General features: G+C 59.5%; 11 protein-coding genes. 10 read left to right on the top strand and 1 reads right to left on the bottom strand.

From position 1 onward, the window contains the following. Positions 1-18: 18 nt before the first annotated feature. Positions 19-480, bottom strand: a complete 462-nt coding sequence (locus AC3ISA_RS06155; protein ID WP_489179761.1) for an Lrp/AsnC ligand binding domain-containing protein — start codon at positions 478-480, stop codon at positions 19-21. A gap of 109 nt (positions 481-589) precedes the next feature. Here AC3ISA_RS06155 and putA point away from each other — a divergent pair, with 109 nt between their 5' ends. From putA to AC3ISA_RS06105, 10 genes are all read left to right on the top strand, one after another. Beyond that, entirely contained in the window at positions 590-3721 is a 3132-nt protein-coding gene (gene putA, locus AC3ISA_RS06150) for a bifunctional proline dehydrogenase/L-glutamate gamma-semialdehyde dehydrogenase PutA (protein ID WP_489179760.1), read from the top strand. A 112-nt stretch (positions 3722-3833) separates the two neighbouring features. Continuing rightward, positions 3834-4406 (top strand): dTDP-4-dehydrorhamnose 3,5-epimerase, encoded by a 573-nt coding sequence (gene rfbC / locus AC3ISA_RS06145; RefSeq protein WP_426022474.1) that lies wholly within the window; start codon positions 3834-3836, stop codon positions 4404-4406. A 14-nt stretch (positions 4407-4420) separates the two neighbouring features. Beyond that, positions 4421-5476 carry a dTDP-glucose 4,6-dehydratase gene (gene rfbB, locus AC3ISA_RS06140; protein ID WP_489179759.1) on the top strand — a complete coding sequence of 352 codons (1056 nt, stop codon included), beginning with the start codon at positions 4421-4423 and terminating at the stop codon, positions 5474-5476. Further along, a complete protein-coding gene (rfbD, locus tag AC3ISA_RS06135; protein WP_489179758.1) occupies positions 5469-6374 on the top strand; it encodes a dTDP-4-dehydrorhamnose reductase in 906 nt (301 codons plus the stop codon). The genes rfbB and rfbD overlap by 8 nt, the downstream gene beginning before the upstream one ends. Further along, positions 6371-7240 (top strand): glucose-1-phosphate thymidylyltransferase RfbA, encoded by an 870-nt coding sequence (gene rfbA, locus AC3ISA_RS06130; protein WP_426022471.1) that lies wholly within the window; start codon positions 6371-6373, stop codon positions 7238-7240. Before rfbD ends, rfbA begins: the two co-directional genes overlap by 4 nt. A 790-nt stretch (positions 7241-8030) precedes the next feature. Then, positions 8031-8804, top strand: coding sequence for an ABC transporter permease (locus AC3ISA_RS06125; protein WP_426045942.1), 774 nt, complete (start codon positions 8031-8033; stop codon positions 8802-8804). A gap of 36 nt (positions 8805-8840) precedes the next feature. Next, complete coding sequence (locus AC3ISA_RS06120; RefSeq protein WP_426022469.1) at positions 8841-10004, top strand: KpsE/RkpR family capsule polysaccharide export protein; 1164 nt, start codon at positions 8841-8843, stop codon at positions 10002-10004. A 24-nt stretch (positions 10005-10028) separates the two neighbouring features. Further along, positions 10029-10682, top strand: coding sequence for an ABC transporter ATP-binding protein (locus AC3ISA_RS06115; RefSeq protein ID WP_489179757.1), 654 nt, complete (start codon positions 10029-10031; stop codon positions 10680-10682). Further along, positions 10683-11558: a hypothetical protein gene (locus AC3ISA_RS06110; RefSeq protein ID WP_489179756.1), complete on the top strand. Its 876-nt coding sequence runs from the start codon at positions 10683-10685 to the stop codon at positions 11556-11558. Next, entirely contained in the window at positions 11548-15009 is a 3462-nt protein-coding gene (locus tag AC3ISA_RS06105) for a glycosyltransferase (protein ID WP_489179755.1), read from the top strand. Before AC3ISA_RS06110 ends, AC3ISA_RS06105 begins: the two co-directional genes overlap by 11 nt. Positions 15010-15068: the final 59 nt, after the last annotated feature.

Here is a 15068-nt window from a genome sequence, read left to right as displayed (position 1 = left end):
GGCGCGGCTGATCGCGCTTTACAGCGGCAGCACCGTCGTCGACTTCACCTCTTCCAGCACCGCATAGGTCCGCGTCTCCCGCACGCCCGGCATGCGCACCAGCACGTCGCCCAGGAAGGCGCGGTAGGCATCCATGTCGCCGACGCGGGCTTTGATCAGATAGTCGAAGCCGCCGGCGACCATGTGGCACTCCAGCACCTCGGGCTGGCTGCGGACGGCGGCGGCGAAGGCTTCGAAGACGTCGCCGGTGGTGCGGTCGAGAAGGACCTCGACGAAGATCAGCAGATCGCGGCCAACCTTGGCCGGGTCGATCATGGCGGCGTAGCCGGTGATGATCTTCCTTTCGCGCAGGCGCCGGACCCGTTCGAAACAGGCGGCGGGCGACAGGTTGCACTGCCGCGCCAGTTCCGCGTTGGACAGCCGGCCATCGGTCTGGAGCACCCGCAGGATGCGGCGGTCGACAGCGTCTATATCGATCATCGGAAATCGGGGCTCTGCACCGAACGATCTTCGGTCAGGCCTCGTATCATACGAAGCACCTTCAATGAACTCCGGCATATAGGGCGTGAATCCACAGGATTTGTCGCCGATGACCACCCCCGCCTTCACGCCTTCGAGCCTGGCCGCCTGGGACGGCCTGGACGCGCACAAGTTCCGCGATGAACGCGAGGCCGTCGCCGCCAACCTAGCCCGAATGCCGCTAGATGCCGCTGAGCGCGCCGCCGTAGTGGCGGAGGCGACGGCTCTGGTCGAGCACGCCCGCCGCAGCCAGAAGAAACAGGGGGTGGTCGAAAGCTTCCTGCAGCAGTTTTCGCTGGGCACCCGCGAAGGCCTGGCCCTGATGTGCCTGGCCGAGGCCCTGCTGCGCGTGCCGGATGAGGAGACGCGCGACCGGCTGATCGCCGAGAAGATCGGCTCGGCTGATTGGGCCAGCCACCTGGGCCAATCCGACAGCCTGTTCGTCAACGCGTCGACCTGGGGCCTGATGCTGACCGGCAAACTGGTCGATGTCGACGACGAGGCGCGAAGCGACCTGCCCGGCTTCCTGAAGCGGATCGCCGGGCGACTGGGCGAGCCGGTCATCCGCCAGGCCGTGGCGACCGCCGTCAAGATCATGGGAGAGCAGTTCGTGGTCGGCCGCACCATTCAGGGCGCGCTGAAGCGGTCGAACAAGGAAGGCTGGTTGTGCAGCTTCGACATGCTGGGCGAGGGCGCCCGCACCGTCGCCGACGCGGACCGCTATGAGAAAATCTATGCCGACGCCATCGAGGCCGTGGGCAAGACCTCGAAGGGCCAGGGGCCGGAGCACGGCCACGGGGTGTCGGTGAAACTGTCGGCCCTGTCGCCCCGCTACGAGGCGACGCACGAGGACGACGTCTGGACGGCCCTGTATCCCCGCATCCTGCGCCTGGCCCAGATCGCCGCCAAATACGACATCAACTATACGATGGACGCCGAAGAGGCGGACCGTCTGGCGCTGTCGCTGAAGCTGCTCGACCGACTGGCGCACGAGCCCAGCCTGGGCGACTGGACCGGCCTGGGGCTGGCGGTCCAGGCCTATCAGAAGCGCGGACTTGAGACGATCGAACGGGTCGCCGACCTCGCCCGACGTTCGGGCCGTCGTCTGATGGTGCGCCTGGTCAAGGGCGCCTATTGGGACACCGAGATCAAGCGCGCCCAGGTGTTCGGGCGCACCGACTATCCGGTATATACGACCAAGGCGGCGACCGACCTGAATTACCTTGTCTGTGCCCGCGCGATGATCGAGGCGGCGCCGGCGATTTATTCCCAGTTCGCCAGCCACAACGCCCACACCCTGGCCGCCGTGCGTCGCATGGCGCGTGACCAGGGCGTGACGGTCGAGCACCAGCGCCTGCACGGCATGGGCGAAGCCCTGTACGACGCCGCACATGAAGCCTGGGCCGATGAAACCGTCATCGTCCGCGCCTATGCCCCCGTCGGCGGACACGAGGAGCTGCTGCCCTATTTGGTCCGGCGCCTGCTGGAAAACGGCGCCAACTCCTCCTTCGTCCACGCCCTGCTGGACGAACGCGTGCCCGCCTCGGCCGTCGCGGCCGATCCCATTTCCCTGGTCGAGCAGGCGCCCGACCGTCACCCCAAGATTCCGGTTCCGAAAGACATGTACGGCGATCGTCAGAACTCCCTCGGCCGCGATTACTCTCAGGCCGCCGACCGTGAAGCCCACGCCAAGGCGCTGGAACTGGTCGACCGCGAGAAGTTGACCAGCGGCCCGATCATCGGCGGCAAGCTCCGCGCCGGCCTCAACGCTCAGGACGTGACCAATCCCTTCGATCGATCACAGGTGCTGGGCCATGTGTCGGAAGCCGAGACGGCTGACATCGACGCCGCCGTCCAGGCCGCCGCCGAGGCTCAGGTCAAATGGGACCGTCAGGGCGGCGCCAAGCGCGCCATCGTCCTGCGCGCCATGGCCGATGCGCTGGAGGCCGATCTGGATCGGCTGGTCGCCCTGCTCAGCCGCGAGGCGGGCAAGACCCTGAACGATGGCGTCGCCGAGGTGCGCGAGGCCGCCGACTTCTGCCGTTATTACGCCCTGCTGTCCGAGCGTGACTTCACCGCCCCGGAAACGCTGAAGGGCCCGACCGGCGAGACCAACCAGCTGTTCCTGCACGGACGGGGCGTCTTCGCCTGCATCTCGCCGTGGAACTTCCCCCTGGCCATCTTCACCGGCCAGATCGCCGCCGCCCTCGCCGCCGGCAATGCTGTCCTGGCCAAGCCCGCGGAGCAGACGCCGCTGATCGCCGCCGAGGCCGTGCGCCTATACCATAGGGCTGGTCTGAACCCCGACCTGCTGGCCCTGGTCCCCGGGCGCGGCGAGACGGTCGGCGCGGCCCTGGTCACCCACCCCGGAATCGACGGCGTCGCCTTCACCGGCGGCACCGACACGGCCGCCGCCATCAACCGCTCGATCGCCGCCCGCCCCGGCGCCATCATCCCCTTCATCGCCGAGACCGGCGGCCTGAACGGCATGTTCATCGACACCACGGCGCTGAAGGAACAGGTCATCGACGACGTGATCCAGTCCGCCTTCGGCTCGGCCGGCCAGCGCTGCTCAGCCCTGCGCGTCCTCTATGTGCCCAAGGATTCGGCTGACGCCCTGATCGAGGGCCTGAAGGGCGCCCTGGCCGTCCAGACCGTTGCCGATCCCGCCGATCCCAAGACCGACATCGGCCCCGTCATCGACACCGAGTCCCGCCGCGCCCTGGAGGCCCACGTCGAACGCCTGTCGCGCGACGCCAAGATCATCGCCCGCGCCGACCTGCCGCTGGGCTCGGACAAGGGCGACCTGTTCGCCCCCACCATCGCCGAAATCCCCACGCCCGACTTCCTTGAACGCGAAGTCTTCGGCCCCATCCTGCACATCTACCGCTACGCTCCGTCCGACCTTAAGGCGGTCGCCGGCAAGCTCGCCGCGCGCGGCTACGGCCTGACACTTGGCATCCACAGCCGCATCGAAGCCTTCGCCGCCGAGGTCGTCGACCTGGTCCCCGCCGGCAACGTCTATGTGAACCGCTCGATCACGGGCGCGGTGGTCGGGGTGCAGCCGTTCGGCGGCGAAGGGTTGTCGGGGACTGGACCGAAGGCCGGCGGACCCAACAGCCTGATCCGCTACGCCGCCGAGAAGGCCATCAGCGTCAATATCGCCGCGCAGGGCGGGGATCCGGCGCTGCTGAACCTGTAACTGAGGGACGTAAAGCGGAGCTTCGTCGTCCTATCGATGTTCAGCTTGTGTTTAGGGGGCGGTTGATACAGTTCTCGTTTTGACTGCCTGTCGTTTGGAGCGGTAAAAAGATATGAGTAGAGTTGTAGCGCTTCTCCGCCCGCGTCGTTTCGGCGATGCGCGGGGGTGGTTCATGGAGACCTATTCGGAGGCTGCGGCGCTGGCGGCGGGCATCGACGTTCGGTTCGTACAGGACAATCAGTCGTTTTCGGCGACGGAGGGCACGGTTCGTGGGTTGCACTTTCAGTGTCCGCCGCACGCCCAAGCTAAGCTGGTGCGCTGCGTACGCGGCTCGATCATGGACTACGCCGTGGATATACGTCGAGGTTCGCCGACTTATGGTCAGTATGTCGCCGCCAAGTTGACCGCCGATGGCGGCGAGCAGTTGTTTGTGCCTGTTGGGTTTGCCCACGGCTTCGTCACGCTCGAGCCGGATGTAGAAATCGCCTATAAGGTATCCGGCCTCTATGCGCCGGACTGCGATGGCGGCATCATCTGGAACGATCCCATGATCGGCATCGACTGGCCCTTGCCGGGTTCGGGTGCTGTGTTGTCTGACAAGGACAAACTGCTGCCGACCTTGGCCGAGTTCGACAGCCCCTTTGAGTATGACGGTCGGCCGCTTGAGCCGCTGCCCTCGCTCTAACGGAGAAGCCTTCAATGCGTATTCTGGTCACCGGCGGCGCCGGCTTTATCGGCTCGGCGCTGGTGCGGCGCCTTATTGAGCACACGGACCACGAGGTTCTGGTGTTTGACAAGCTGACCTATGCCGGCCTGCTCAGTTCCCTTGAGCCGGTCGCTTCAAGCAACCGCTATTCTTTTGTTCAAGCCGACATATGCGACGCTGACGCAGTGTCCAAAGCCATACATGCACTCAAGCCGGACGTGGTTGCTCACCTTGCCGCGGAGAGCCATGTCGACCGTTCGATCGATGGCCCGGGCGAGTTCATCCAGACCAATATGGTCGGCACCTTCGTCATGCTGAACCAGACCCTGGGCTATTGGCGCGCGCTGGACGAGGACGCCAAGGCGGCCTTCCGCTTCCACCACATCTCGACCGACGAGGTGTTCGGTTCTCTGGGCGAGGACGGCTTCTTCACCGAGACTACACCCTATGATCCGCGCTCGCCCTATTCGGCGTCCAAGGCCGGGTCGGACCATCTGGTGCGCGCCTGGGGCCACACCTATGGCCTGCCGGTGCTGGTGACCAACTGCTCCAACAACTACGGCCCCTACCACTTCCCTGAAAAGCTGATCCCGCTGATCATCATCCGCGCCCTGAATGGCGAGCCGCTGCCGGTCTATGGCGACGGCTCGAACGTGCGCGACTGGCTCTTCGTTGACGACCACGCCCGCGCGCTGCAGGCCGTCTTCGAGACTGGCGCGCCTGGCGAAACCTACAATGTAGGCGGCAACGCTGAGAAGAAGAACATCGAGGTGGTCACGACGATTTGCTCGATCCTGGACCGGCTGCGGCCGAAGGCGGACGGAAAATACGCCGACCAGATCACCTATGTCACCGACCGTCCTGGCCATGATCAGCGTTACGCCATCGACGCCTCCAAAATCCGGTCCGATCTGGACTGGACCCCATCGGTGACCTTCGAACAGGGCATTGAACAGACCGTAACCTGGTATCTGGAGAATCAGTCCTGGTGGCAGGACATCCTCGACGCCCGCTATTCGACCCAGCGACTGGGCGTGGTCAATGGCTGATCCCGTCCACATCCTGATCACGGGCGGTGCCGGTCAGGTAGGGCTCGAGTTGTCGGCCGTCGGCTGGCCTGAAGGCGTCGTGCTGCACGCGCCGACGCGCGCGGAACTGGACCTGGGCGACGCCGCCTCGGTGAGGGCCGCCTTCGCCGCCACCTCCTTTGCCGCGGTGATCAACTCGGGCGCCCACACGGCTGTGGACAAGGCCGAGACCGAGGCCGCCGCCTCCTTCGCCGCCAACGCCATGGGGCCGGCGGTTCTGGCCGACGCCACGCGCGAGGCCGGCATCCCCTTGATCCAGGTCTCGACCGACTATGTGTTCGACGGCTCCAAGGCTGGCTTCTATGTCGAGACCGATCCGGTCGGGCCGCTGGGCGTCTATGGCGCCTCGAAGCTGGCGGGCGAACTCGCGGTGCGGGCCGGCAATCCGCGCTCGGTCGTGCTGAGGACGGCCTGGGTGCTCAGCGTCCACCGCGCCAACTTCCTCAAGACCATGCTGCGGTTCGCCGCCGACCGGCCGGCGCTGCGGGTGGTGGGCGACCAGCACGGCTGCCCCACCTCGGCACGCGACATCGCCCAGACGCTCAAGACCATCGTTCTGAAGATGATCGCCGACGCGAACGCCCCCACCGGTATCTATCAGTTCGTCAACGCGGGTGAGACCACTTGGGCCGGGCTAGCCGGCGAGATTTTCGCCCTCAGCGCCGCCGCCAGCGGCCCGTCGGCTACGGTCGATGCCATCCCCGGATCCGAATATCCGACACCCGCCAAACGACCGTCGAATTCGCGTCTCTCGACCGAGAAACTTACCCGCGACTACGGGATCGCGCCTCGCCCCTGGCAGGCCGCCATCGCCGAGATCGTCCACGAGCTGTACGCCGCTGAAAGGACCGTTCCATGAAAGGCATCATCCTGGCCGGAGGATCGGGCACCCGCCTGCATCCGATGACCCTGGTCACCTCCAAGCAGCTGATGCCGGTCTACGACAAGCCGATGATCTATTATCCGCTGTCCACCCTCATGCTGGCCGGCATCCGCGAGGTGCTGATCATCTCTACTCCGCGCGACGTGCCCAGCTTCCAGACCCTGCTCGGCGACGGCTCGCAATGGGGGATGGAAATCCAGTATGCGGTCCAGCCCAGCCCGGACGGGCTGGCCCAGGCCTATGTCATCGGCGCGGACTTCGTCGGCAACAATCCGTCAGCCCTGATCCTAGGCGACAACATCTTCTACGGCCACGGCATCACCGACCTGTTCACCTCCGCAATGGGCCGGCCGGACGGAGCCACGGTGTTTGCCTATCATGTCAACGACCCCCAGCGGTATGGCGTGGTGGACTTCGACGAACGGATGTGCGCCCTGTCGATCGAGGAGAAACCCACGGCCCCCAAGTCCAACTGGGCCGTCACCGGCCTCTACTTTTTCGACAGCGACGTGGTCGAGATCGCCCGCGACCTGAAGCCTTCGGCGCGCGGCGAACTGGAGATCACCGACGTCAACCGCATCTATCTGGAGCGTGGCAAACTGTCGGTCGAAATCATGGGGCGAGGTTATGCCTGGCTGGACACCGGCACGCCGGACAGCCTGATCGAGGCGGCCGAGTTCGTCCGCGTACTTGAAAAACGACAGGGATTCAAGATCGCCTGCCCCGAAGAGGTCGCCTTCGAGAAGGGCTTCATCGACGCCGAAAAGCTAGAAGAAGTGGCGACTACCTTGGGTGGGGGCGACTACGGTCGATACGTTCGTGGGCTAACTGCGAAAGTCTAGCGGCTGACGGCCGTGCGCAATGTCTGAATTAGAAGGCGAGCAACGTGACTTGAATCTTTCTGGAATAGTCCTCCCTTATGCCTCCAATTTCGCCATATCTATCTGGCGAACATCAGCGACGCCCAAGCACTAGATAACTGGGTGAAGTACGGGAGTCCGAGGCTCGTGTCGGGTCGTATGCCGCCCTTCGAGCGCCTTTTATTGCGATAGCTTGGCATCATAACGCTTCTATACTTGAAGCCGCGCCTTTTTCTGGCCGCACTTGTGAGTGGCGTGTCTGAGCCCGGAGTCTGGAAAGCAGTTTTATCCCTGAAGCCACTATCGCTGATGTGCCCGACGCGAAGGGGTGGTGACGCATCCCCTAAAGAGCGTGGTTGAGCATTTATAATGACGTCCCATAACGACGCGCTTTCATACGGGCGCAGGAAAGTTGGGCCTGCTGCCGCGATGCGCCGGCGCGAATGTCCGAGGCATTGATGGTTTTTGATTAGGTGAAGAGGTATGTCGATGTGCACGCTTGGCGGTTCACCCGAGGGTCTGATGGCCATGTTGTGTCGGCTGGGTGAAGCGGCCATACGGCCCGAGAACGTTCATGTCACGCCCGTTGGGCGTCATGAGTTCGCCGCGGTTCTCAGGAAATAGCCTGATATTGCGGGTTGGTTTCGGCTTGCTTCCATGTATGGAGGAGCGCGCTGACTTATAAACGAGTTAGATTTGTCCCGTTCGAAGGCGCTGGCAGGCTGCGGTGATGTGGGATTTGCATTAGGTCATGTTTAGCGCGATATCAGGCTTGACGCGGTCCCTTGCGGGGCAAGGCCGTATCATCGGCGCATTGATGATGCGCGAGATCATGACGCGTTTTGGCCGAAAAGGGCTGGGGTTTCTGTGGCTTATCGGGGAGCCATTGCTTTTTTGCCTTGGGGTAATTGTGCTTTGGACGGCGCTCAAGCCGGCGTATGAGCATGGCATACGAATCGGCCCCTTCGTAATGACTGGGTATATGTGTTTGTTGTTACTTAGGCACTGCATTCAGTATAGCAGTGGAGCCTTAATTGGCAATTCAGGATTACTATATCACAAGAAGATTACTGTCTATCATATCTTCTTTGCGAGAAACGTTCTTGAGTTCGCCGGTGCCACGGCGGCGTTCATAATTGTCTACACAATGCTCTTTCTGATGGGGCAGGTAGGGGTTCCAAGCGACGTTCTGAAACTTTACGGCGGCTGGTTGCTTCTTGCCTGGTTGTCTATGGGGTTTGCAGTGACAATCGCTGCTTTAGGCGTCGAATTTGAGATTATGGAGAGATTGACGCCGGTAATGACATACGCGTTGATCCCATTGTCTGGCGCCTTCTTCATGGCGTCTGTCGTGCCTGCTCAGTGGCGTGACCTTTTTCTTCTGATACCATTTCCCAACACCATAGAAATGGTACGAGCTGGTGTATTTGGTGAATTTGTCGAGACGCACTACAGTGCATCCTATGCATTGATGTGCGGTACTGTTATGAATCTCATTGCATTGATCCTGCTTGCCAGAGTCAAGCATCACATGGACGTGGAGTGAGGCTTGCCTTCATGTCTGTATTCTGGATGAAATCTGATGGCTGACGCACAGCTTCGATACGTCGGGCCTCTGCCCGACGATAAGCAAAAAATTGATCGAGTTCGCCGGCTGGCTGAGCGCGTGCCGATTTCCTTTTTGATTCTCGTAGCGCTGCCGACAGTGCTTGCGATCATATATTTCTGCTTCATCGCGTCCCCGCGCTATGTTTCGGAATCCCGCTTTGTCGTTCGACGCGCGAATCAGGATCAGCCATCCGCGCTGGGAATGACCTTGCAGGGGGTAGGATTGGCCCCAACTCAAAGCGACGCCTTTCTCGTCCACTCCTTCATCAGTTCGCGCGATGGTCTGAGTTTCCTTCGTACACGGGCGGATGTGGAGGCGCTGTGGGGCGCGCGCACGGTGGACCCAATTTCCAGGCACCCTCGCTTCTGGGAAGGAAATTCATTTGAGTCTCTGTTTGGCGCTTATCGCAGGTTTGTGACTGTTGGTTATGATTCCACTAGCGGGATAAGCACGCTTCGCGTGGAAGCCTTCACGCCGGAGGAGGCGCAGAAGGCGGCCAACATTCTTCTCGGCGGCGGGGAGCATCTTGTTAATACGCTGAACGAGCGCGCTTCCACCGACGCCCTCCGCGATGCGCGGCTTACGACCAGCGAAGCGAGAACTCGGCTCGTCGATGCGCAAAACCGGCTTGCCGCTTTTCGCAACCGTGAACGCTTCATCGACCCGAGGACGGTAGCGGAAGAGGGATCCGATCTAGCCAGCCGGCTGTCCGTCGAACTGGCTTTGCTTCAGGTCCGTAAGAATCAGATCGCGGCCGATGCGCCGCAAAGTCCCCAGTTGCCCCAGTTAGACGCGCAAATTCGTGCGCTCGAGGCTCAGATCGCCCAAGCCCGGGGGCGCTTGGCGGGGGGCATGGACGCGTTGGCCCCGAAAGTTGGCGTTTACGAGGGGCTGGTACTTGAGCGCGAGCTCGCTGATCGCAACCTAGCCAGCGCGGCTCAGTCCGAAGATCGGGCCAAGGAGGAAGCGCGTCGCCAAAAACTTTATCTTGATCGGGTAGTTAATCCCGATCGACCGGACCGACCGGGGGAGCCGAAGAGATTTATGGCCATCCTTGCCGTTTTCGCGACGACGTTGCTTTTCTATGGTGTGGGCTGGCTTATCGTTGCCGGCGTAAGAGAAACGCGGCAAGCCTAGATGAGTTCTGCGCTACAGCCGGGGTTGTCGGTCCGCAACCTCTCGAAAATCTATCCGGAAAGTCGCGGACACAAGCCGGTTTTTACAAATCTGGGTTTCGACTTGACCAGAGGCCAACGCCTCGCTGTCCTCGGACGGAATGGCCAGGGTAAATCTACGCTGATCAAAATTCTTGGCGGCGTGCTTCCGCAGACCAGTGGCGAAATAGTATGGAAGATGTCATCATCTTGGCCCATAGGCTTCGGTGGCGGATTCCAGGGTAGTCTAAGCGGTCATGACAATATCAGATTTATAGCGCGTCTTTACGATCGGGATTACAAGGAAACACTCGCTCGCGTGGACGACTTTGCAGAACTGGGGCTCTCTCTAAGAGAGCCCGTAAAGCATTACTCTTCCGGAATGCGAGCCCGACTAGCTTTCGGCCTTTCACTAGCAATCGAGTTCGATTGTTATCTTGTCGATGAGCTTATGGCTGTGGGAGATGCGCGGTTTTCTCGCAAATGTAACGACGAACTCTTTAGCTATCGAGGTGACCGTGCGTTCATTGTTGCCTCTCACGAGTTGGGTCTGATTTCCTCGATCTGCGACCGTGCGCTTCTGATTGAGAGTGGCGTCGCTCGAGTTTTTTCTGATGTCGACGAAGCCGTCGATATCTACCGTTGGTTGAGGGCCCCATAGATGTCGCGTCGCATTGCGGTTCTGCTGATCCCGACAAGCGGGGCCGAGCTTTGGCGCGCTGCCTTCCGGGAGGCCTGTTCTACATCGGGCTTTAGCTATCTAGAGGCTGCGCCGGCGGATACTGTGGAGGGAGACTCACTGCTTCTCAGCGAGGACCCCCAACAGGGCATGGGCTGGTACGCAGATACCTGGCATGTGGTCGGTACGTCGGTCGAGGACGCCTTCTCGGCGTCATTGGATTGGATCGGCGAGGAGGGCGCGGCCGCGCGCTATGTAGCCAACCGGTTGGCGACGGCGGACATGTTGTGCCGCCGCGTGGGTGCCACGGTTGAATTCGGTACGACACAGACCGTTCCTGGCGTAGGAAGGGTTTCTATCGGTAGTGAGACCCTGTCTGCAGACGAGGGTAAGAACGAGCGACACTGGCTTAAGCCGTTGGAAGACATCTACTCGAGCCTACCGGTGGACTCTCGCACCCGCGCAAGTTTTGGCCACGAATGGTTTTCTTCGCAAACGAGTGACGTCGCGAGCCAGGGTCGGTTGGATTTGCAGGGTAAGGCCAGACTTCTGTTCGCCGGTCCCAAGCTGGATATTGGTCCTGGGCGGTGGGCGCTTTCTATCGCCCTCGAATACAAAGGTTCCACCCAACCCACAGTGGTTAGAATTCATCTAATGGGGCAGTCGGCCACGAAGGATCTGGTCGAAGAACTGGTTCGTCCTGGTGTCTACGAACTGACCATGGACCAGAACATCAGCATGATTGCATCTGTTGGAGTGGAGATACATTTGGAACGCGCCGCCCTTTTTGGAGAGTTGAGTATTCTCAGGTGCGAAATTCGACATCTATCCGACGGAGGACCTCGTCGTGAGGGTTAAGTCCAAGGCGCGTAAATTCTTTAAAACAATAAAGAAATACTATTCTAAAATAAAGAGTCAGCGCTCATCGACGGTTACAACCGAAGAGCGGCTGGCCGCATCTGTCAAATTGATCGAGATGAGCGGCCTTTTCGATCCAGACTGGTATAGCGCTCGCGTCCCGGCGCTATCGCGAAAGTTGGCGGCCCAACATTATATTACTCACGGCTTTGCAGAGGGTCGGCAACCCTCTCCCTATTTCGACGCGGCGTCGTATCGGGCTGGGAATGCAGATGTCGCTGCCTCTGGGGTGAACCCTCTGCTGCACTGGCTTTTGCACGGGCACAGAGAGGGGCGTGCGTCTCCCTTGATTGGACGTGCGTCCAACCAAGCGCCGCATCTGTTGACTCTCTGCAATCCATATCAGCTTGAGAGGCCTATCCAAATTAGTGACCCGGAGTTCCGGATTTCAGTGCTGACGCCAGCCTATAACACCCCAGCGCATTTGCTGGAGGAGCTGTACGTCAGCCTGCTCAACCAAAATTACTCGAATTGGGAATGGGTCATATGCGATGACTGTTCCTATGAGCCGGAAACCTTAGAAAAGCTTCGCGAGCTTGCTAGTGACGAGCGTGTTGAGGTTATTTTCGCTAAACAAAATATCGGTATATCGGGCGCTAGTAATGTTGCATTAAGTAAAGCTAAAGGCAATTATGTCGCCCTTGTAGATCATGACGACCTTTTATCCAGAAATGCTTTTAGCGAAATCCACCTTAAATGGAAGCATTTTGCTTCCGACTTATTTTACACTGATGAATGTAAGCTTTCTATAGATGGAGAGCTTTATGATTTCTTTTATAAGCCGTCTTGGTCTCCTTCGTTTCTGGAGAACACGATGTATATCGGTCATTTGACCGTTTATAGTAGAGAAGTTGTTGATAAGGTCGGTGGATTCCGTTCGGACTTCGATGGAACTCAGGATTATGATCTGGCGTTGCGCGCCTCAAGAGTTGTTTCAAGTGCGCAGCATGTGGGCGTGGTGGGATACCTTTGGAGGGCCATTCCGGGCTCCACAGCAACAAGCTTGTCCGAAAAATCATACGCGATTGATAGACAGCGTGCCGCCGTATTGGATCACGCGACCAGTCTTCATCCCCAGGCAAGTGTGGAATGCGGCGAGGAGACAGGACTTTGGCGAGCTCGGTATCCCCTTCCCAATAAAGCGCCTCTATTGTCCTATGTCATGCCGACTGGAGCGGGGCGTCGCCTCGTCCGCGGCGAATCCCTAGATCTGATTACGAACTGCCTGGAAAGCTTGCGACGAACGCAGTTCTATAGAAATTGCGAGTATATCATTGTTCACAATGGTGACCTGACAGAGGCTCATCTGGGTTACCTAGCCGAACTGTCCGACGTGAAACTGGTTTATTATCCGGAGCCGGAACTGAACCTGGCCAGGAAGATGAATCTCGGAGTTGCGGTGGCTTCAGGCCAATATATCTGCCTCCTCAATGACGATATCGAGGCGATCGACGAGCGCGGTGGGGAGAACATTGTCGGCTTTATGGAGACTCACGCCTCAGTCGGCGCGGTCGCTCCCCTGTGCCTGTTTGAAGATGGTCGTGTGCAACACAATGGCGTCATTTTGCTGGAGCAAGGCCCTTCACATGCAGGCGTGTTTCAGCAGGCGGGATACAGAGGGCACTTCGGCAATCTCCTCTGCCGTCGAGAGGCTATGGGCGTCACGGGCGCAATGTTGTTCTGCCGAAAGGCTGAGTACGAGGCTGTCGGCGGCTTCGATGAGAGTTTCCCCCTTAACTACAATGATGTAGACTTCTGCCAGAAGCTAAGAGGAATCGGCCTGTCTTCAGTTGTCGATCCCGATGTGAAGGTCTTCCACTTTGAGAGTGCGACCAAGGCAGGCACTTTCAAATGTGAGAAAGAGTGGTTGTTTAATAAATGGCCCGAGCTCCGCGATCCATTTTTCAACGCTGCCCTTGATCAGAGAAGTCCCTATTATGAAGAGCGCGGTAATGCAACGGATCGCTCCAGCGATGCTGTAGCTTTCGAAAATTGGCTTGACCGACGAATCGGTCAAAGAGCGAATCTCTACCCTTCTTCTGGAGGCATAAAGTTATCAGTTTGCGTTCCAGTCTTTAACCAGACGCGTGCTCAACTACGAGAGCTTTATGAATCGTATAGGATGCAAACCTACGCGAACAAAGAGCTTATTATAGTAGATGATGCATCAACTATGGAAGAAACTAGGGCGTGGTTAGATCACGCATCCTTAAATCCTGACATTAAAGTTGTTCGGCTGCCAGAAAATAGAGGCATTGCCGGTGCGTCGAAGGCCATGCTTGCAGCTTGTAGTGGAGATTATTATCTTCCTGTAGATGCAGATGATTTCTTGACGATAGATGCGCTCGCTGTAATGGCGCACTATATGGAGTTGAATCCACAGGCGGATATTTTCTATTCAGACGAATTCAAGTCGAACCCCCAGTCTGACAAATTTTCGCCCTACATAAAGCCGGACTTTGATCCGCTTATGATAAGCAACTGTTGCTACGTAACTCATCTGATGGGTTTCCGCGTCAAAACTATGCGTCGTCTGAAGGCTTACTCGGACGAAAGAGCAACGTGGTGCCACGATTGGGACAGCACCATGCGCTGTGTCGAAAGTGGTCGGGTTCCCGTGCATGTGCCGGAGCTTCTCTACGCGTGGAGGATCAGTCCAGGCTCTACCGCGTCCGTGGAAACGGGCGAGAAACCCGCTGCGGTCGAATCGCAGCGTTACGTGCTCGATCGCACGATCAAAAAACGCCAGAAGCAAAAATATCTCACGGCTGAGCCGAACGACATCCGTCCCGGCACGGGAATGTGGAGGCTGAAGGCGCTTGAGACCGTGCCGGCCGAACCCATCGACGTCGATTGGTTCTGGCGTCTTGATCCGTCCAGTCGGCGGCAGGTTCTGGAGAGGTTGCTGGACGTATCGGAGCCTGACTGGTTTCTATTCCATCTGCCGGACACCGACCCGCAGCAGCTGAGTTCGGCCTTTGCCGCGCCAATTCACTGGGATGCAAGGGTCGCTGGCGTCTCAGGCGTTCTTACTGACGACTCCGGCAACCGTGTGGTATGGGCAGGAGGAGAGCTGGCCGTGGATGGGGGGATCCGAGATCGCCATTATGGCGCGTCGATGGATTCCGGCGGCTACTATGGTCAGCTGTTTTGCCAGCGTTGTGTCGACGTTATGGCCCCTTTGAACATGGCGTTGCGACGCGATCTTCTTCAGCGCCTCGTCGACGAGGGAGGGGGCGAACTTGAGCCGGATCGTTTCATGCGAGAGATCGCGCTTATTGCGGCGCGTTCCGATGTTTTGCTGACGATCACGCCCCATGTGCTTGCAACGGTAACGCCCCAACAACGTAGGATGCTGCCGTCCGCCAGGACCTCTTCACCGGACTTGTGATCACTCCTTCAGGCCGAGCGATTGGTGCGTTCATAGTCTCTGCTGGGGCGTTCGGACTT

This window comes from Brevundimonas sp. KH_058 (assembly GCF_057838505.1).
The sequence above is the reverse complement of the archived record's forward strand: the minus strand, read 5'-3'. Positions and strand labels throughout refer to the sequence as shown.